Source organism: Deltaproteobacteria bacterium, from assembly GCA_030654105.1.
Lineage (GTDB): Bacteria > Desulfobacterota > SM23-61 > SM23-61 > SM23-61 > JAHJQK01.
Genome location: JAURYC010000044.1, coordinates 1 through 19,606, shown reverse-complemented (window position 1 = coordinate 19,606; position 19,606 = coordinate 1). Strand labels below are relative to the sequence as shown.

The 19,606-nt window shown below is 51.4% G+C and carries 16 protein-coding genes; 11 read left to right on the top strand and 5 right to left on the bottom strand.

Annotation, left to right across the window (positions count from 1 at the left end):
* The 7 genes from Q7V48_01910 to Q7V48_01880 form a co-directional block, all read left to right on the top strand.
* Positions 1 to 689 (top strand): hypothetical protein (locus Q7V48_01910; protein ID MDO9209494.1); only part of this gene is annotated, 689 nt, incomplete at its 5' end.
* Between the two features lie 315 nt (positions 690 to 1,004).
* A complete protein-coding gene (locus tag Q7V48_01905; protein ID MDO9209493.1) occupies positions 1,005 to 2,648 on the top strand; it encodes a methylmalonyl-CoA mutase family protein in 1,644 nt (547 codons plus the stop codon).
* Between the two features lie 117 nt (positions 2,649 to 2,765).
* Entirely contained in the window at positions 2,766 to 3,005 is a 240-nt protein-coding gene (locus tag Q7V48_01900) for an Lrp/AsnC ligand binding domain-containing protein (GenBank protein MDO9209492.1), read from the top strand.
* Positions 3,006 to 3,158: 153 nt separating this feature from the next.
* On the top strand, positions 3,159 to 3,731 hold the full coding sequence (locus Q7V48_01895; protein MDO9209491.1) for a hypothetical protein: 573 nt from the start codon (positions 3,159 to 3,161) through the stop codon (positions 3,729 to 3,731).
* An 11-nt stretch (positions 3,732 to 3,742) separates the two neighbouring features.
* Positions 3,743 to 4,762 (top strand): aldo/keto reductase, encoded by a 1,020-nt coding sequence (locus Q7V48_01890; GenBank protein MDO9209490.1) that lies wholly within the window; start codon positions 3,743 to 3,745, stop codon positions 4,760 to 4,762.
* 36 nt (positions 4,763 to 4,798) lie between these two features.
* A complete protein-coding gene (locus tag Q7V48_01885; GenBank protein MDO9209489.1) occupies positions 4,799 to 7,162 on the top strand; it encodes a tetratricopeptide repeat protein in 2,364 nt (787 codons plus the stop codon).
* Positions 7,159 to 8,016, top strand: a complete 858-nt coding sequence (locus Q7V48_01880) for a DUF4384 domain-containing protein (GenBank protein ID MDO9209488.1) — start codon at positions 7,159 to 7,161, stop codon at positions 8,014 to 8,016. Before Q7V48_01885 ends, Q7V48_01880 begins: the two co-directional genes overlap by 4 nt.
* Positions 8,017 to 8,509: 493 nt before the next feature.
* Here Q7V48_01880 and Q7V48_01875 read toward each other — a convergent pair whose 3' ends face one another.
* The 5 genes from Q7V48_01875 to Q7V48_01855 all read right to left on the bottom strand — a co-directional run bounded on the left by Q7V48_01875 (position 8,510) and on the right by Q7V48_01855 (position 13,850).
* Entirely contained in the window at positions 8,510 to 9,175 is a 666-nt protein-coding gene (locus tag Q7V48_01875) for an HAD-IA family hydrolase (GenBank protein ID MDO9209487.1), read from the bottom strand.
* Between the two features lie 95 nt (positions 9,176 to 9,270).
* Positions 9,271 to 9,918, bottom strand: a complete 648-nt coding sequence (locus Q7V48_01870) for a cyclodeaminase/cyclohydrolase family protein (GenBank protein ID MDO9209486.1) — start codon at positions 9,916 to 9,918, stop codon at positions 9,271 to 9,273.
* 283 nt (positions 9,919 to 10,201) lie between these two features.
* Positions 10,202 to 10,870 carry a DUF6079 family protein gene (locus Q7V48_01865; GenBank protein MDO9209485.1) on the bottom strand — a complete coding sequence of 223 codons (669 nt, stop codon included), beginning with the start codon at positions 10,868 to 10,870 and terminating at the stop codon, positions 10,202 to 10,204.
* Positions 10,870 to 13,263: a RecQ family ATP-dependent DNA helicase gene (locus Q7V48_01860; protein ID MDO9209484.1), complete on the bottom strand. Its 2,394-nt coding sequence runs from the start codon at positions 13,261 to 13,263 to the stop codon at positions 10,870 to 10,872. The genes Q7V48_01865 and Q7V48_01860 overlap by 1 nt, the downstream gene beginning before the upstream one ends.
* Complete coding sequence (locus Q7V48_01855; GenBank protein MDO9209483.1) at positions 13,260 to 13,850, bottom strand: tetratricopeptide repeat protein; 591 nt, start codon at positions 13,848 to 13,850, stop codon at positions 13,260 to 13,262. The genes Q7V48_01860 and Q7V48_01855 overlap by 4 nt, the downstream gene beginning before the upstream one ends.
* Positions 13,851 to 14,038: 188 nt before the next feature.
* On the opposite strand from Q7V48_01855, the gene Q7V48_01850 reads away from it, so the two are divergent.
* From Q7V48_01850 to Q7V48_01835, 4 genes are all read left to right on the top strand, one after another.
* A complete protein-coding gene (locus Q7V48_01850) occupies positions 14,039 to 15,103 on the top strand; it encodes a methionine synthase (protein MDO9209482.1) in 1,065 nt (354 codons plus the stop codon).
* Between the two features lie 102 nt (positions 15,104 to 15,205).
* The gene (fusA, locus tag Q7V48_01845) at positions 15,206 to 17,257 is read left to right on the top strand and encodes an elongation factor G (GenBank protein MDO9209481.1); all 2,052 of its coding nucleotides are present in this window, start codon (positions 15,206 to 15,208) and stop codon (positions 17,255 to 17,257) included.
* 257 nt (positions 17,258 to 17,514) lie between these two features.
* Positions 17,515 to 18,645: a glycosyltransferase family 9 protein gene (locus tag Q7V48_01840; GenBank protein ID MDO9209480.1), complete on the top strand. Its 1,131-nt coding sequence runs from the start codon at positions 17,515 to 17,517 to the stop codon at positions 18,643 to 18,645.
* Positions 18,646 to 18,651: 6 nt separating this feature from the next.
* Positions 18,652 to 19,606, top strand: a 955-nt coding sequence (locus tag Q7V48_01835; GenBank protein ID MDO9209479.1) for a lysylphosphatidylglycerol synthase transmembrane domain-containing protein, incomplete at its 3' end; no start/stop codon positions are given.

The window sequence follows — 19,606 nt, the reverse complement described above, 5'->3', positions numbered from 1 at the left end:
TAGAAGGTATGCTGCTCTTAGCCTCGGTCGGAACATTCCTTTCATTCGTGAAGCTTTGCTATTTCACCTTTTTTGCCAAAAACGAGACCCTGGAGGCTCATGAAGTTCCTTTCCCCATGCAGCTGGCCATGGTTCTGACGGCCTTTTTGTGTGTGTTCATCGGGGTTTACCCGCAGAGTCTCTACGGTCTGCTGCCGTTTTCCCCGGTGGAATACCACGCGTATGCTCCCTACCATGTACTCGGTGTGGTCCAGCTCTTTCTGCTGGCCGGGCTGGTGTTCATTCTGGCCAAAAGGCAATTTGCTCCTCACCCCGGAGTGGCTTTGGATTTCGATTATTTTTATCGCTGGGGTGCCCGTTTCCTCCTCTGGTTTTGCGAAGCTGTGTTAAACCACGCTCGTTTACGAATGCAGGAGCGCGTGCAGCGGGTGGTCAATTCCACCGTGCAATTCAGTCGCAATCCCCTCTGGTTGACGGAAACAGCCGCTACATTTATTCAGTTGAAAATCCTCGAGGGATTTGCCCCTACCTCCAAGCATGAGATCGATGCCCTGAAATCGCAGTTCAAAGAAATCAAGAAAAGAGGAAGGGCCTATGATGAAAAGTTGTACAGACGGCCCATCGGCATCGGCGTGTTTCTGGCCCTAATTTTTTTCTTTATCCTTGGCTTGATCTACCTGAAAATTTAACTCTTCGTTGCTCCCCGGGAGAATCTTTCGAGTCTCCTCATTTATGGCCTTCGCTTTAACCGTTGGCTTGCCAACGATTCCCGGGCACAAGGGTCAGGCGCTCGTCTTCATGAGCGCAGGGATCTTTCTATATCTTTTCCCTTGCGCCGAGGCTATCAGAAGAAAGAAAAATTTTGACGTGAAGCTGGCAAGCCATCGTTGGCCCTTGTAATTTTTCTGCCCGTGGTTTAATATATCGTCAAAATTAAGAAAAAATTGCGCCCTGGTGTTGAGAGGTTAAGTCAAAGGGTTACAGAGACGGAGGAATACGGCGAGATGAAAGAGAAAATATTGGAAGAGAAGGAAAAGTGGGAAGCCCGATGTTTGAAGAAGACACCGGAAAAGATCCAAAGCACCTCGGGGATGGATACCCAGATCCTTTATACCCCGGCGGAAATTCCCCAATTCGATTACCTGAAAGATCTTGGTTTCGCGGGCGAGTACCCCTTTACCCGCGGCATTCAGCCTACCATGTACCGGGGACGGGTTTGGTCCATGCGCCAATACTCCGGGTTCGCCACGGCAGAGGAGTCCAACCGCCGATTTAAATACCTGTTAGAGCAGGGGCAAACCGGCCTTTCCGTTGCTTTTGACCTGCCGACCCAGATCGGCTACGACTCTGATCATCCCCTTTCCCAGGGGGAGGTAGGGAAAGTGGGGGTGGCCATCAATTCCCTGGCTGACATGGAAGTCCTTTTGGACGGGATTCCCTTGGACAAGGTGAGCACTTCTATGACCATCAACGCCACAGCGGCTGTCCTTCTGGCCATGTACGTCGTCGTGGCCGAAAAACAAGGAATCAAGCCGGCTGATCTGCGGGGAACAACCCAAAATGACGTACTCAAGGAATATGTGGCCAGAGGCACCTACATCTTTCCTCCTCAGCCCTCGATGAGGCTGATCACCAATATCTTCGAATACTGTTCCCGGGAAGTACCGCAGTGGAACTCCATCAGCGTAGGGGCCTACCACCTGAGGGAAGCAGGGTCAACGGCCGTCCAGGAAGTGGCCTTTGCCTTTTCCATCGCCATCGCTTACCTGGAAGCAGGGGTGAAAGCCGGGTTAGACATCGATGATTTCGCGCCGCGGGTTTCCTGGATTTTCAATACGCACATCAACTTTCTGGAGGAAGTGGCCAAATTCCGGGCCGCCCGAAGACTTTGGGCCAAGATCATGAAAGAGAGATTTAAGGCTAAGGACCCGCGTTCCTGGATGTTGCGCTTCCATACCCAGACCGGTGGATGTACCCTTACAGCCCAACAACCGCTGAATAATTTGATCCGCACGACTTTCCAGGCCATGGCCGCAGTTTTAGGCGGATGCCAATCGTTAGCGGTCTGCTCCTATGATGAAGCCATGGCCTTACCTACGGAAGAATCTGTGCGCCTTTCCCTACGCACGCAGCAGATCATCGCGCACGAATCCGGAGTAGCGGACACAGTTGATCCTATGGGGGGTTCATATTTCGTAGAAACCCTGACCGACGAGATCGAGAAACGGGCCAGCGAATATATTGCCAAGGTCGACCAGATGGGGGGAGCAGTAGCCGCGATTGAAAAGGGATACATCCAGCAGGAGATCCAGGAAAGCTCCTACCGGTATCAAAAGGAAATTGAGCTCGGGAAAAAGATTCTGGTAGGCGTAAACAAATTTCAAATCCAAGAGCCACCCGTCAAGGGACTATTGAAAGTTGACCCGAAGGTGCGGGAAGTGCAAGTGAAGAAGCTTGCGGAGCTCCGGGCATCTCGCAACCGCCAGCGGGTAGAGGCATCCTTAGCGGGGTTGAAGGAGTTGGCCAAAGGAAATGGCAATTTGATGGTCCCCATCCTGGATTCCGTGCGGGCTTATTGTACTCTGGGGGAGATTTGTGATGTTCTTCGCGGCGCGTTCGGGGAATATGAGCCGATTGTAACCGTTTAATTTATTGGACGCAGATTCACCCTGTTAGATGTTTACTATCTAACAGGGGAAACCCAGATTTTCAGGATTTTTATTTTAAAGAAATTTAACAAATAACTGCTTTATCGAGGAGGGAATATGTCTGTTTCCGCATTTGTGTTGATCCGCACCGAAGCGGACAAGACCAAGGGTGCTTTTGAAACCCTGACCAAGCTTAAAGGAGTGAAGTTAGCCCATACGGTAACCGGGCCATTTGATATCATCCTCTTGATGGAAGCCAAAACTCTCCAAGAGTTGGGCGACGTGATCCTCTCCAAAATTCGGGGGGTGGAGGGAATTGCTCGCACGATGACCTGTGTTACGGTAGAAACAGGTTAACAATAAAGGGGTCGAGGATTCAAGGGTTCAATTGATTGCGGATTGCGGATTGCGGATTGCGGATTTTTTACTTCCCTTCAGTATTCCACGTTCCGTGATGGTGTTGTTCCTAAATCCTTTGAACCCACGACCTTTTAGAGAGGAAGCAGGAACATGGAGAAAAGTTTCCGATTCATTGCTGAAAAAGTCTATTCCCTTCCCGGGCGAGGTGTCGTAGTTACCGGTAAGGTCGAAAGCGGGTCAGTCTCCGTGGGCGAAGAGATCGGATTCCTGGGGACGGATGGGCAATGGGCGAGCGCTTTGGTGGTTGGGATCGAGGTTTCCCGGCGTCTGGTGGAAGAAGCTACAGCCGGGCAGCAAGCCAGCCTCCTGCTCGAGGGGGTAAGAAAAGAACAAATCACTCTCGGAACCATTTTGATGGAAATGCCGGCCACCCCTGCACCGGTCAGCTCTTCCTCACCCCAACTCCCTTCCCAACCAGCGGTCTCAATTCCTTCGGCACCTTCTCTTGGAAAAGCCATCCATCCTTCCTCCAGCTTAGGGCGCACAGTTCTTTTTGCCGTAATCGGAATCCTCATCATTCTGGCCATATTGTATTTTCAAGGTAAGTTGGGCCCGATAAACCCGATAAAGAAGATTGCCAACCTTCAGTTGTCCACCCTATTTTTAATCATACGGGATTTTTATCTGCGTTTATCGGCGGCAATCTGCGTCCTTATAAATTAATGGAGGAATGAATGGAAAAAGTCAGGCTGGGTAGGACGAACTTGAGAGTGAAGAAAATGGGATGCGGCGGGATTCCCCTTCAGCGGGTGAGTGAGCAGGAAGCCATTGAGGTGGTCCAGGCAGTGGTGGAAATGGGTGTGGATCTTCTGGATACGGCCCGCGGCTATACCAACAGTGAGTACCGGATCGGATTGGCACTTAAGAAAGCGAATAAGCCCGTCATCCTTTCTTCGAAATCCCCTGTTCGCTCGGAAAAGATTTACGAAGAGGTTCAGGAAAGTTTAAGGCAATTGCAAGCCCAAAAAATAAATATCTACCACCTGCACAACGTCTCCAAGGTCGAAGATTATCAGAAGGTAATGGAGCCGGGGGGAGCCTACGAAGGACTGAAACGCGCGAAAGCTGAAGGGCTGATCGATCATATCGGGCTCACCAGCCACAGCCTGGATCTTTTGGAAAAGGTTCTGCAGGAAGATCATTTTGATGTGATCATGGCCTGCTACAGCTTCCTCGAGCCAGAGGCGGCCAAGAAGGTTTTCCCCTTAGCCAGAGCAAAGGATGTCGGTATTCTCACCATGAAGCCGTTCTCTGGCGGTGTGATCGAGGACGCTGGCCTGGCTTTGCGGTTTGTTCTTTCCACGCCGGATATCATACCCATTCCGGGGATGGAGACCATGACCATGGCCCAGGAGAATTGGAAGATTTTTACCGCGGTCCATCCTCTCAGCGAAGATGACCAGGCTCGCATTCAACAAGTGAGGCAGCAATTCGACCGTCAGTTCTGCCGCCGCTGTGATTATTGTCAGCCCTGCTCGGAAGGGATTAACATTCAGCTCATGATGGGTTTAAAATCGGTCATCAGGAGGTTCGGCAGCCCGGATGAGATATCCTGGATCAAAGGGTTGACGGAGAAGGCCCGGAATTGCACCGAGTGCGGGGATTGCCTGCCCCGTTGCCCTTATCAATTACCCATCCCGGAACTCATCAAAAATAATCTGGCCTGGTATGATAATTTCTCCTGCACCCCTTGAATCCTTGAACCCTCTAACTCAAAGGCGAGGTCGGCCATGAAAAAGAAGATTGTAAGAACTGGGATTTTTTTGGCGGGGTTTGCTTTCTTCCTTTTGGCCGCAGGGTGGCTGAATGGCTGCGCCACCGATAGGTCCGTAAGTTATACCCTTTCCGCAAAAAGTTCTACCGAGAGAGGACAGCATGATGAAGCCATTAAGCAGGCCAGGCAGAGCATTGAATCCAATCCTCATTATGCTCCTGGATGGTATTGGCTGGGGGTGGCTCAATTTCGCCAGGGACGATACGATGACGCCATTACCGCTTTTAAAAAAGTGGTTGAGCTGAAACCTATCGGAGAGCAATGGATATCCAGCCATAGTTTCCTGGGCTGGTGCTATTATTGGAAGAAGGATTACGATGAAGGGCTGAAATATTTTCACCAAGCTTTAAAAATAAATCCTCAGTACTACGATTCATTGAAGGGGCGGGGCTGGACCCATTATCGAAAAAAAGTTTATGACCTGGCTATTCGTGATTTTAGCCAAGCGATCGGAATTAATCAAAAGGATCAGGATGCCCTCATAGGCCGGGGTTGGTCTTACCTGGAGGAAAGTGAGTTTCACCAGGCGATGGCCGACCTCAATAAAGTTTTGGAGTTAGACCCAAAGAAATTCCTGGCCTTGCGTTCCCGTGGCTGGTGTTATTATCGCATGAAGAGTTATGACCAGGCAGTTGAAGATTTTAATCGTGCTTTGGAGGTGAATCATAATGACCCCAATACGTTCTGGGGGCGGGGCTATGCTCATTTATTTAAAGGCCAATATCGGGAAGCCATCGAGGACTTCAACGGGGTGAATGCAAATTTGGACCCCCGCATAGCGGACAACCATTTTATTTTGCAGGATTCACTCCGAGGAAAAGCATACGCCTACTTAGGTTTGGGGGACGGGGAAACAGCCGTCAGTCTCATCCGCAAGGCCAAAGAAGTACTGGATTACAATGTCAACCATGATTTGGCTATCATCCATTATACCTTTGGCAATAAAGAAAAAGCCTGGGAAGCTCGCGGGGGTGGCGGGATGGTCGGCTTGGAAGTAAGGAATTATAAAAAAGGGGCGGTTAGCGGTGTGGAAGTTGTAAGATTCGTCCCGGGAGGGCCGGCGGAAAATTCAGGAATCCTTCCCGGGGATGTAATGCTGCGTATCAATGAGATAGGAGTACACGAGGTAAATGAATTTGTAAAGAAAACAATCCGCCTCTCTCCCGGTTCAAAAGCGACCGTCAGAATACTGCGGGAAGGAAGGGAGAGAGATATTTTTCTTCCGGTAGCTTCTGCCGAACCGCTTATGGAGGCCATTCCGGTCGTGGCCTCCATATTAAGCAAGAAAAAAGAAAGACCGGCAGCCATAGCCGCCAAAAGTGAACCCAGGGATATTCCCCCGACGACCGAAAAGCTTCCTCCGCTGCGCAACGATACCCACGCGATCGTCATCGGGATTGACTATGAGCAGCGGAAGGATATTCCCCCTTTACTCTTTGCTTCGCAAGATGCCCGGAGGATTTATGATATCCTCACCAATCCCAGATTCGGAGGAGTGGCCCAAGAGAACGCGTTTTTGCTTTTAAATGAGAAAGCCACCAGGAATGAAATCGTGGCTGCCCTGCGCAAAATCAGAAACTGGGATGGGTATGTATATGTTTATTATTCCGGGCATGGCGCCCCTAAAACAAAAGAAGATAAGCTGGTAGATGGTCTTCTGGTTCCCAGCGATGCCATCATCACCGACCCCGATTCCCTGGAGGAAACAAGCATCAAGATATCCTATCTTCAGGACCTGGTGGAAAAATCTCCTGCCAAAGTTTTTGTGGCGCTGGATGCGTGTTTTTCCGGAGGCGGCAAATCCATTGTCCCTAAGGGAGGGAAGCCGCTGGTTGGCATGTTGCTGACCGCAGATTTGCTGAAGCCCAAAGCCACGGGAAAAATTATCCTCACTTCCTCGGCGATGAACCAGCAGTCCTGGGAAGATGAAAAAGAGTTAAAAGGCGGCATCTTTTCTCACTTTCTCATCGAAGGGTTGAAGGGCAAAGCCAGCAAGGATGCCTGGATTCAAAGCAATGATTTGGTAACTTATATCCGGGAAAATGTCCCCCGGGTGGCCAGAAAGTTAAAGGGAGTGGAACAAATACCGCAAGTATCGGGACAGGGGAATTTTCCAGTAGCCAGGAATTGGGAAAAGGCGAAGTTCATAGACGTGGAGACGGGCAGAGCCAAGCTGAAGGGCGCTTTCGAGAATGGGCTGATCACTCCCGAACAGCTGAGTCGTGCCCTCGATGAACTGAAAAGCCCCATCCGCTCCAAAACCCTGGAGGCTTTCTTCGAGGGAAAGATAGAAGCCGGAAAATTCGGAGAGCTTTATTGAAAGAAAAAGAATCGATGGGAAGGAAATCGCTTTATTTAAAATTATTGTTGTCTCTATTAGTAGGGAATTTATTAGAACCTCTTCCCGCCTTTGCTCAAGAGCAGCCGGTCTGGGTCGAAGAAGTGGGACGAGCCTATCTCGGAGACAATGATACGCTGCGCGAGGTTCGCGAGCGGGCACGAAAGGAAGCGGGAGCCAGAGCTCTGGAAAAGGCGAAAGGAACTTTCATCAAAGCTCACACCCTGGTTTCCAACAGCCAGCTGGTGGAAGACCTCATTTTTGCCTCTGTCCGGGGGCATATTGAGAAGTTGGAAGTTCTGGAAGAGGGATGGGATAGTAAAGAGAAAAATATTTACCAAGTGAAAGTCAAAGCCCTGATCAGGCCCGTTTTCCCGGAGAAAGAGGGAGGGTTGCTGATTAAGCCCGCGCTTTCTAAAACGGACCTAAAAGAGGGAGAAGAAGTCAAAATTTTCTGTCAGGTCAACCGTGACTGTTATATCTACATCTTCTCGATCGCCGCGGATGGCTCGGTAACCCTTCTTTTTCCCAATTCGTTGAACAACCAAAATTTTATTTCTAAAGGAAAAATATATGAATTTCCGGAGCCCGGAAGCCGGATTCAACTGCAGGCTCGCTTTCTGCCCAACTACCCCCAGACCGTTGCGGAAGAAAGAATTAAAATCATTGCCACCCAGGAAAAAGAAGATTTAATTCCTCTGGGATTCCGGGAGGGAATGTTTCAAATCTATGACGCCAAATCCACCGGGATGATCAGCGACCTGGTAAAAAAGCTCAACCGGCTTGATCCGGAGAGTTGGGCGGAAGCAACCCTTACTTACCGGCTCAGGAGGTAGGAGTTGGTCCTTGAACCCTGGAATCCTGGAATCCTTTTGTTTGAAAGCTGACCGCTGATCGCTGAAAGCCTAAAAGGTCGGAGGTTGTTGTGAGATATTTAATCCCTTTCATTAATCTCCTCGTTGCCCTCTGGGTTTTTTACGACTCGCAGAAGCGAGGGTACAGCGTTGGGAAGGGTCTTCTCTGGGCGGTCGGGGTATTTTTAGTTTTGATCATTTTCCTTCCTCTTTACCTCATTGCTCGTAAAAGGAGAGAGAGGCTTTTGGCCCAAGCCGGAGGAACTCAAACACCTCCCTCAATGACTTCTTGTTTTTATTGCGGACAAGGCTATGAAGGTGACCCCCCAATTTGCCCCCATTGCGGGCAGAACTTGAAAATGGGTTAATGGGAGAGAGGTGAGGTCCCAAGATCCATTCCAGCCCCCGGAAAAAACCAGGGAACATCCGCGAAGAAAATGAGTAATAAACGGAGCTGATTTGCTGGTCCGGCCGATTAGGGGGAAGAAAGGACCTCAATGAGCCTGCGATGGTCATCAATGAAGAAATCGCCGGCGATTTCTTTGTTTTTGTAAGCCGCAAAAAAGATCCCTGCCGATTCCGCTGCTTGCTGGTCGCTGGAGGAATCCCCTACCATAATCGTTTTTTTCCGATCCAGATGGAAGGCTTCAATGATTTTATCGATTGCCTCCGGATGGGGCTTGGGGTTTTTTACGTCGAGGGCGGTAACTACCATGTCGAAGTAGGACCAAAGGTGAAACTTTTCCATGATACGTTTCATGGTCGTTGAACGGCTGGTGCAGATTGCCCGGATGATTCCGTGGTCCTTCAGGAAATCCAGAGTTTCCAACAAATGAGGTTCCATCTTTAGGTAATCAAGATATGCGGTAATATCGATCTGTTTCCAGAAATCTAAAGCCGCTTTTTCCTGCTGGAGGTCATGGCGCAAGATGAAATGGAGGGCTTCAAAAACCGTGTGGGTATGAACAAATTTTAATTCTTCGTCTGTGAGAGGAGGTCTGCCAAACTGGAGGCAAAAATCGTTGTACAACTTTCTATTGGACTCAAGGGAGTCAAACAAAACCCCATCACAGTCGTAGATCACACACCGAAAATCCGGCTTTTCCCTAATAATAGATTTACAGTCTTCTATATTCGCCAAGAGATCCTCCCCACCGGGGAAATTACTTCTTTCCTCTTTTCGCCGGTAGTATCCCTGGTTAAAGTCAATTGCGCTATGCGCATAGCGTGGGTGTTTCATTGGGAATTGATCTTGGCATTCACCAGCGACATGATTTGCTCTTTGATCTTTTCTCCTTCCCGCTGAAGCCTGCGAAGCTCCTTTTTCATCTTTTCCACGTATTTTTTATCATCCAGGGCGGAGAGGTTGATCAGGACGTTGAACACCCCGCCGCATAATGCGGCATCCGCCATGAGCGCTCCAACGGCCGCATCACTGGCTGCGTTGGGGTTTCCTTTTTCCAGTGCCTCCTGGCAAAGTTTCATTACTTTCAGGCTGGTGGCGGCGGTAAAGAGGGGAGGATCCGCCGCTTTTTTTAAGGCTTTTTGGATTTCTTCCTTGCGTTTCCTTTTTTCCTCTTCACTCGTCTTGGGGAGAAGGTAGGCCTTCATTACTTCCTGGTAGGCCGCAATATCTTTTTCGATGGTGGCAACCAGGGACTGACGGTGGGAGTAAACCTCTTCGCGGATCTTCTTTAACTCAGCTTCGTGAGCCTCGTAAGCCTTTTTCCCTAAGGTCAGATTGACAACCATTTCCACCAGAGCTGATCCCAGGCATCCGGCCAGGGCGGAGACGCTCCCTCCGCCTGGCGTTGCGCTTCCGCTGGCTACCGCATCCAGAAACTGAGTCACGGTTATTTCTTCTTTCTGTGTTTCTTGGCTCATGGACCTTCCTCCCCCAAATCAAAAACTACAATGATAATTCGTCCCTCCCACCCACCCTTGGTGGAAACAAACAATGGGATTAGAATCTATTAAAAAAAGGGAATAGGGTCAAGAGGTATTTTGCGAAGTGTTTTTTACTGTGCCCACCACCAGGAAAAAGTCTTCCTCTGCCCGCTTCCATTCTTCCGCCAGCCTTTCGGCTTCGGCCAGGGGAATCTCGTCGATCTGACGGAGTAGGACTAAGCCGCTGCGGAGGAGGGAATTCCGCGCTCCGTATCCCCTTTCAGCCGGTAGTGGATGAAATCCACGATGCCCCGATGTTCGGAAAAAAGAGGCTTGAGGCGGTGGGAAACCAGTTCTTCGATGTGCGAGCGCCCCAGGCTGATGCGCAGGGGGTAGCGGTCTTGGAGCGGAGAAACTCGGAGAGCTCATCCACCAGCAGGACCATTCCCGAAAAATCCAGATCCCGCAAGGTCTTCTGGATTTTCGCGAAGGTTCCCTGACGGGAGTCGGTCCCTTCAAAGGGCTCGTGGAGTTGCGCGGAAAGTTCACGGAAAATCTCTGGCAGGAAGATGTCCTCTAAGAATTCCGTGGACCGGTGCTGGATGAGGGAAATTTCCGCCACGAGAAACCGGCGGGAGCGGAGATTTTTCCGGAGATTTTCCAATGACGGGGCCTGATCCAGGAGGACCTTCCAGGACTCCGCATGGCGCAGAAGAAGGCTGAGCATGCTGAGGAAATGAGACTTGCCCGAGCCGAAATGCCCTTTTAGAAATACTCCCCGCCCTTCCGGCTGGCTGAAAGAAGTCAGAATTCTCTCCAGGCTGTCCTGCACTTCCCCGGTGACTACGAAGGAGTGCAGGATCATCTGCTGCAGATGGGAATCCTGAAGGTCTTTGAGCTGAATGACCGTTTTGATCTCCGGGACTTCGATTAAATCTCCAATCCGCATCAAGGCCCTACCTCCATACCCGCTTGCTTTTTCCGGGATAGGTAAGAAGAAATCAAGTCAAGAAAATGCCGGCCATACTTCCGGAAAGTAATCTCCCCCACCCCCGCAATGGCCATCATCTTCACGGGAGAATCGGGAAGGTCCCGGGCCATCTCGCGCAAAGTGCGGTCATGAAAGATGCAGTAAGGGGGCAGGTTTTCCCTCCGGGCCAAATGTAAGCGCGACTTTCTCAGTTCCTCAAAGAGGTCTTCGCAGAATTCTTCCATTCCCGTTGGAGCGGCGATCTTTATTTCAGTGGGGGCCGGGGAAAGGGAAACCTGTTCCTGCCCTTTCATCACCTCCCTGCCGCGGGGAGTAAGGAGAAGGACTGGGTAAGGCTTGCCGCCCATGACGATGCGGTGCTGCATCAGACATCCGTTGGCCAATAGTTCCTGAACCCACTTCTCAACCTGGCTTTGACTGAATTCGGCCAGAAGCCCATAGGTGGAAAGGCGGTGCAGCCGGAATTGTTCGACCTTACTGTCTTTAGACCCGGCCAGCATTTTTACGGCCATGGACTGTCCGAAGCGACCCTGCAGGCGGGCTACTCCGCTCAGGATCTTGACGGCTAAGATGGGGTCCATTCCTCTCGGGACAGCTGTGGGCGCCCTCCGGCGCTGCTGGCAGACGTCACAACGGCCACAATCAGTGGAGGAAAAGCGGTCCCCGAAGTAATCAAGGAGGAAGGCCCGGCGGCAACGGGTCGACGTTCCATAAGCCATCATCTGGTCCAGCTTTTCCAGCTGGTGGGCCTTGCGGAGCTGCAATTTCTGGAAATCAATTTTCAGCTCGGCAGAGGGCAGGCGTAAAAGCATACGGAGGCCCCTTCCCCGGAAAGGGGGAATATACGCTCCCTCCTCCCTTGCTTCCAGGTCCAATATCAATCTCCGGAAAGCCTCTTTGGAAAGGGCGGCTTTGGCGGCCATCTCATCCGGGAGGAACTGAATTCCTTCCAGCAGCTCTTCATCCGTGTAATGATCGCGGAGGATCTTCAGAAAAGCCGCTTTGGCGGAAAATTTTTTCGGCAGGGATTGGAGGATGGCTGCCGGCCGGACCCGCAGATAAAGCTCGGCCCGGTTCTCATACCGATGGAGGCGGTGAATCACCCCCGCCTCTTCCAGGATCTTGAGGACGGAAGCCACGGCCACGTCAGCCACTGGCGGCTGGCAGAGCATTCCGATTTCCCGGTAGGTCAACCAGATCATGTCTTCCGGCCTCTGCAGCAGCGTGCGGTGAACCGCCAGGATAACTTCCGGGGCGGGATAGCTGGCTTCGATGAAGAACTCCTGGAGACGGCGGTCTGCCGGCGAGAAAAGAAGAAGGCAGGCGGACCGCTCACCGTCACGGCCGGCCCGTCCGGATTCTTGATAATAGGACTCGATGCTTCCCGGTATTTGATGGTGGATGACCATGCGGATGTCCGAGCGGTCGATCCCCATGCCGAAAGCGTTGGTGGCCACGATGAGGTTCAGGCGGCCTTCTAAAAATTCTTCCTGCACCCGGATGCGTTCTTCATCTTCCATCCCGGCGTGATATCCCTCTGCGGTAACTCCCTGGTTCCTCATGTGGCCGACGATGGATTCCACGCTCTTCCGCGTTCCCGTGTAAACGATTGCCCCACTGGAAAAGCTTTGCAGCCGCCGGGTAAGCAAAGACAGCTTTTCTTTGGCCCCCCTTAAGGGTGAGACCTCCCAGAAGAGGTTCTCCCGGTCGAAGCCCGTGATAAACTGCCGTGGAGCCCGGAGCTTCAGCTGGGTGATGATATCTTCCCGGACCCTCGCAGTCGCTGTAGCGGTGAGGGCAATGGTCTGCGGCCGGCCCAGCCAGTCGAGGGCCTGGCCGATCCGCAGATAATCCGGTCGGAAATCATGCCCCCACTCGGAGATGCAGTGCGCTTCGTCTACGGCCACCATCGATACAGGCTGTTTCTTCAGGGCGCTTATGAACGGGCCGTTCCGCAGACGTTCTGGGGAGACGTAGATAATCTTGTAAGCTCCCAGGGGGATCTTTTCCAAGACCTCTTCCTGTTCTTCGATGCTCATCAGGCTATGGATGGAGACGGCCGGAAGTTCCCGGACGCGTAAAGTATCCACCTGGTCCTTCATCAGGGCGATGAGGGGGGATATGACCAGGGACACGCCGGGCAGGACCAAGGCCGGCAGCTGGTAGCAGAGCGATTTCCCCCCTCCGGTAGGCATGACCACCAGCGTATCCTCGCCCGCAAGAATAACCTCGAGAATCTCTTCCTGCCCGGGGCGAAAATCCCGGAAGCCGAAGACCCTCTCCATGAGGGATTGCGCCTGAAGGAAACGCTCTTCCCCGTCTGCCGGTTCGAAAGGCCTTGGCGATTTCATCCGGCCTCATCAGAATATTTTAGGTTCATTGTATAGGAAATTCCTTTTTTCAAGTTTAGTTTTCCCTGCAACGGGATCACTTTTGACACTTGACCCTTATCCTTTACTTTTTCGTAACAGTCCAGGGCCTGGTCAAACTTTTTCATGCGGTTGAGAATCAAAGCCTTCTCTTTCAGGAACGGAAAGTTTTCCCGCTGGACAACGAGGACTTTTTCCAGTTCCTGCAAGGCCTCTGCGAAATTTCCCATTTCCTTGAGAGCACGGGCGGTTTTGAGGATTAGGTAAGGCCTGGGGTCGCGAAAAAAGGCTTGCCGGAAGCACTCCCAAGCTTGGTGGGGGAAGTGTTCCTTTAAAAAAAAATCACCGAGGACAGACAGGGCTTGCGGATGCTGGGGATCATGCGCCAGGACTTCCTCGGCTAAAATTCTCCCCTCGGCCAGATGACCCTGGCGCAAGTGCAGGTCGGCCAGACTGGTCTTGAGCAGGGTGTGATCTGGGTTCTGCCGCAGGCCTTCCTGGATTTCTTTTTCGGCTTCCTCAAACTTTCCACTTTCTTTGAGGGCCCGTATGCGCTGCTCTCTCTTCAAGGAAACATCCTCTCCAGCCGCTTGCCGGCCCCGAAGAATGAAATCAGAAAAATTTTAATGGGTTTGCAATATTTACGCAAGTAAATAAACCGGATGGGTTACGTAAAAACCTGGTTTTGTCTTGACAAGGCAAGTGGAATTTCCTACTATAAATTTTCAAAACAAATCAATGTGTTTCCCATATTTTTATGAAAAGGGACGACCAAAAAAGATTCCTGCCCTGCTTTCTGGCCACAGGAGTTGGGAGTTTACCCCATGCCGATGTGCCAAGGGCCTGCGCGCTCATTGCCCGGACCATGCCCCAAACTCCCTTCTGGCCCCAGCTCCCTGAGCACAGTTTTCTGGAGAGTATGACCATTCAGGTCAGTCCCGGGCTTCCTTTCTTGAAGGTTGAAGAAGAGAAAGGAAAGGTTTTTTTCGATACCACTCTTGATAAGGCCCGGGAATTAGAAAAGGTTTATAATTTTTATTTAACCGGTGACACGAACTCTTACCCTATTCCGCCGGCCTATGCGGGCGGCCTGGAAGGGATGATGCGATATCTTAAAGAAAATCAACATTTACCCTTACGATTTTTCAAAGGACAGATCGTCGGACCGATTACCTTTGGTTTGTCGATCCAGGACAATGACGGGAAAGACATCATCCACAATGAGGTCGTCTTTGATGCCGTGATGAAAGGCTTGTTGCTGCGGGGCCGATGGATCATCCAAAGGATGAAAACGATTGCGGAAGAAGTTATCCTCTTCATTGATGAACCAGGACTATCAGCCTATGGGTCGGCGTTTTTTAGCGTGGATGCTTCAACCATTACCGGGCGGTTGAATGAAATGATCGAAGAATTTCAGGCTCAGGGCGTCTGGGTAGGGGTGCACTGCTGCGGGAATACGGATTGGTCCTTACTCCTGAGGACAAAGGCGGACATCATCAATTTCGATGCCTGGGGATTTTTTGAACGCTTCTCCCTCTACCCCGAGGCGCTAAATGATTTTCTTTCTCGCCATGGTGTTTTGGCGTGGGGGATTGTCCCTACAGTGGAGTTCACGGGGCAGGAAACGGTTGAGGCCCTTAGGGAAAAGCTGGAGAGAGGGTTTCGTGAACTGAGCGGCAAGGGAATCAGTGCAGAAATTTTGCGGGAAAGAACCCTGCTTACGACCAGTTGCGGGATGGGGCTGATGTCCGTGGAAGATTCGGAAAAAGCCATGGGCCTCCTGGCTGAACTTTCCAGGCGGATGCGGGAAAAGTATTTTTAAGATTCTTTATTTGATTTCCTTTCTCTGTGCTCTCGGTGACCTCTGTGGCATACGATGTCTTTAAAATTTTGCGTGCTCTGCGGTGAATAATTAATAAAAACAATGGCTGCACCTAAAGGTCGGTTAAATCGAATTCGCAACATCGGGATCATGGCCCACATCGATGCCGGAAAGACCACGGTTACCGAGCGCATCCTCTACTACACGGGGCGGTCCCACAAAATGGGCGAGGTCCACAACGGAGAGGCGGTAATGGACTGGATGCCTCAGGAGCAGGAGCGGGGCATCACGATCACGTCCGCGGTGACCCACTGCCCCTGGAAAGGGTACGAAGTTCACATCATCGATACACCCGGCCATGTGGATTTCACCATCGAGGTGGAACGGAGCCTGCGGGTGTTGGATGGGGCCGTGGCTATTTTTGACGCGGTGAGCGGAGTGGAGCCTCAATCCGAAACGGTCTGGCACCAAGCGGATAAATACCGCGTCCCCCGGTTGACCTTCATCAATAAAATGGATCGGGTAGGGGCTAACTTTTTCTGGTCCGTGGAGACGATGAAGGAGAAGCTGGGGACTCACCCCGCCATCATCCAGATTCCCTTGGGAGCCGAAGAACGCTTTCAGGGGGTCATCGACCTGATCAAAATGAAAGCAATCGTCTGGGACGAGGAGGCGCTGGGGGCCACCTTTCAGGAGATGGAAATCCCGGCGGAGTTTCTTCCCGATGCTCGGAAGTACCGGGATAGGCTTTTGGAAACCCTGGCTGAGAGGAGCGATCCTCTCCTGGAGAAGTATCTGTCCGGGCAGGAAATTTCCCCCGGGGAGATCAAAGCCGTTTTGCGGGAAGCCACGCTGAAATTCGACCTCGTGCCCATCCTCTGCGGGGCGGCCCTGCGCAACAAGGGCATCCAGCCGCTTCTGGACGCGGTCGTGGATTTTCTCCCGGCCCCCGTGGACGTCCCCCCGGTCGCCGGGTTCAATCCCCAAACCGGCCAGCCCGAAACCCGCCGCAGCCTCGACCAGGAGCCTTTTGCGGCCCTGGCCTTCAAGATCATTACCGATGAAGGAAGGAAGCTGACCTATATCCGGGTTTACTCCGGAGTCTTGCGGGCCGAGCAGGATGTGTACAACTCCACTAAGGGGAAACGGGAGCGGGTGGCCCGCATCTTCCGCATGCATGCCAATAAGAAGGAAAGAATCTCGGAAGTCCGGGCGGGGGACATTGTGGCCGCGGCTGGTTTAAAAGAAACAGGCACAGGAGATACGCTCTGCGATGAATCCCGTCCGATTACTCTGGAACGGATCGATTTCTGTGAACCGGTTACCTCGGTGGCCATTGAACCGAAATCCCGGCCCGAACAGGAGAAACTGGATTTCTTTCTGCAAAAGCTTGTTGACGAGGATCCTACCTTTCGAGTGAAGTTCGATGAGGACACGGGACAAACCGTCATCTCAGGGATGGGTGAGTTGCACCTGGAAGTAATTGTCAGAAGGCTTCGGGAAGATTTCAACGTTGCGGTAAACGTAGGCAAGCCCCAAGTGGTTTACCGGGAGACCATCACCCAGACCGCGGAAGGGGAAGGAAAGTTCGAAAGGGAAATTGAAGGGGTGTGGCATTTCGGGCATGTGCGCCTGCAGATGGAGCCTCGACCGCGGGATACAGGGATCGAATTCAGCCGGGCTTCTGCTGACGGGACCATTCCCGAAGAGTTCTTCCCCAGCATCGAAACCGGAGTCAGAGAATCCACCATGAACGGTGTGGTGACTGGGTATCCTATGGTGGATTTGCGAATCAACCTTTTAGGCGGAACGTTCCGCGAGGCTCAATCCACGCCTTTGGCTTTCCAGGTGGCCGCTGCTATGGCTTTTCGGGAAGGTTGCCGGAAAGCTCAGCCGGTTTTACTCGAACCGATCATGAAGGCCGAAGTGGTCGTGCCGGAGGAATTCTTGGGAGAGGTCATCGGGGACTTGAGCGCCCGCAAAGGGCGAATCGAGCAGATTCAGCCGAAAGGAAAAGTTAGCGTAGTGGATGCCTTGGTTCCTCTGAGGGAGATGTTTGGCTATTCCACAAACTTGCGCTCGTTGAGCCAGGGGCGAGGAACCTTTACCATGCAATTCCACAATTTTGACTGGGTACCCGACAAGAAAAAATAAACTGAGCATTGCAAATTGCCAAATGAAAAGGGCAAAATGCAAAATGAATTCCAAGGATAATTTACATTTTAAATTTATAGTATAGGAATTTCCTTATTGGACACGGATTCACCCTGTTAGATGTTTACTATCTAACAGGGTAAACACAGATTATTAGGATATTAAATGCAAAAAAATAATTATCTGTGGTTATCTGTGGAAATCTGCGTCCAAATTAATTTATTCAATTTTCATTTTTTATTGGAACGAAGTTCGTCATGAACTCCTGGAGATTGGATTGCCGGTATTTCCTCGGCGATCGGCCCTGCAAGTTCAAACGGTCCTGTCCGGGATGCAAAGAATATAGCCCGATGGGCCAACGTATCCTGATCGTTAAGCTGGCGGCCAGCGGGGATGTCCTGCGTACCACGCCTTTGCTCTCCGGGTTAAAGCGCGCCCATCCGCAGAGTCATATTACCTGGGTTGTGGACAAAGAGGTGTATCCTCTTTTGAAAAATATTCCCCTCATCGACCGACTTTTGCCTTTTGATTTTTCCTCCCTCCTGCCGTTAGAGCTGGAAACCTTTGACCTGATCATCGGGCTGGAGAAAGAGCCTCGGGGTGCTGCCTTAGTATCAAAATTCAGGGGGAAAAAAAAGAAAGGTTTTGGGCTCGGACCGGAAGGGAATGTCCGTCCTCTCAATCGCGCCACCGAGTATGCTTATCTTCTTGGGCTCTCGGATGAACTGAAATTCTTCCGGAACAAAAAGACTTATCCGGAATTGATCTTCGAAATTGCGGATCTGGATTATCAGCAGGATGAATATTTCCTTGGTTTATGGCCTGAAGATATCACTTTCGCCGAAAATTTTTCTAAGCGGATAGGCTTGAAGAAAGGGGAAGTGGTCGTCGGGTTGAACACCGGAGCCGGGGAGGTTTTCGCTAACAAAGCCTGGACAGTGGCAGGATACATCCAGCTCATTAGCCAGCTAAAAAAAGAATCCCCAACCCGCCTTCTCCTTCTGGGCGGGCCCAAGGAAAAAGAACGCAATGCCAAAATTTTGCGGAAAGCCAAGGGGGCGATTACCGACTCGGGTTGCGAGAATACCCTCGGACAATTCGCTGCCCTGGTCAATCTTTGCGACGTGGTGGTTACGGGTGATACCACTGCTCTCCACATTGCCATCGCTTTGAAGAAAAAAGTCGTGGCCATTTTTGGGCCAACCTGCGCCCAGGAGATTGAGCTTTACGGGAGGGGGGAGAAAATGATTACTTCTCTTCCTTGCGCGCCCTGTTACCGGAGAAGCTGCGAGGTTGCCCCGAATTGTATGCAAGCCATTAAGGCGGAAGAGGTGATGGAAAAGATCCGCGCCTTGCTTCCCCAGAGCCAGCGGAAAAGAAGGGCTTAAAACCGGATGGCCTTTAACCTGCGAACGCATCTTCAATTTTTTATCGGATTAATTATCAGTGCTGCGGCTATCTACCTTTCCCTAAGAAAAATTGATTTCAACGCCCTCTGGGCAGCTCTGCAATCAGTCAATTTTTTGTTTTTCATTCCGGCGATAGCCGGCCAGCTGACTTGCTTTTTCCTGAAAGGGACGGGGTGGCGGTATTTGCTCTTGCCGGCGAAGAAAAACCTGCGGGTGATTTCCACGACCACCGTCTTGATCATCGGTTTGATGGTCAATAACCTCTTACCGGCCAAAATGGGAGAATTGGCCCGGGGCTATTTAATGGGGGAGCGGGAGAAGCTTCCCAAAACCCTCTGCCTTTCCACCGTAGCCGTTGAACACCTTCTGGATATCCTGATTCTGACGATCTTCCTTATCATTCTTTTGCCTTTCGTGTCGCTTCCCCCCTGGCTCCGGACCAGCGGAATGTTGGTGGGGCTGGCGGCTACGGGGATGATCGTTATGCTGTTCATCGTGATGCGGCGGGAAGAAAAATTTTTAGGTTGGATCTACAGGCTTTTGCAATTTCTTCCCGGCCGATTCCAAAAAAAGATCCAAGCGATACTGAACAATATCTTTCAGGGTTTGCGAGTAGTCACCGGCCGCTACATCTTCTATGCTTCGGCGGCGATTCTGTTGATGTGGGTAATAGCCTTTGGTGTGGCCTATTTGGTTCTGGTCGCCTGCGGCCTGTTTCTTCCGTTTCAGGCCGCGGTGATGGTAATAGTGTTTGCCGCCTTCGGCAAGATCATCCCGTCTTCCCCAGGGGCCATCGGTACTTTTCATTATCTGGTCCTCCTCGTAGTGATGTCCTTTCAGGTGAGCAGAGAGGCGGCTTTAGGATATGCCATTATCCTGCATGCTCTTACTTTTTTAATAGAGACTTCCCTGGGAATAGCGCTGGTCTTTGCTGGCAACC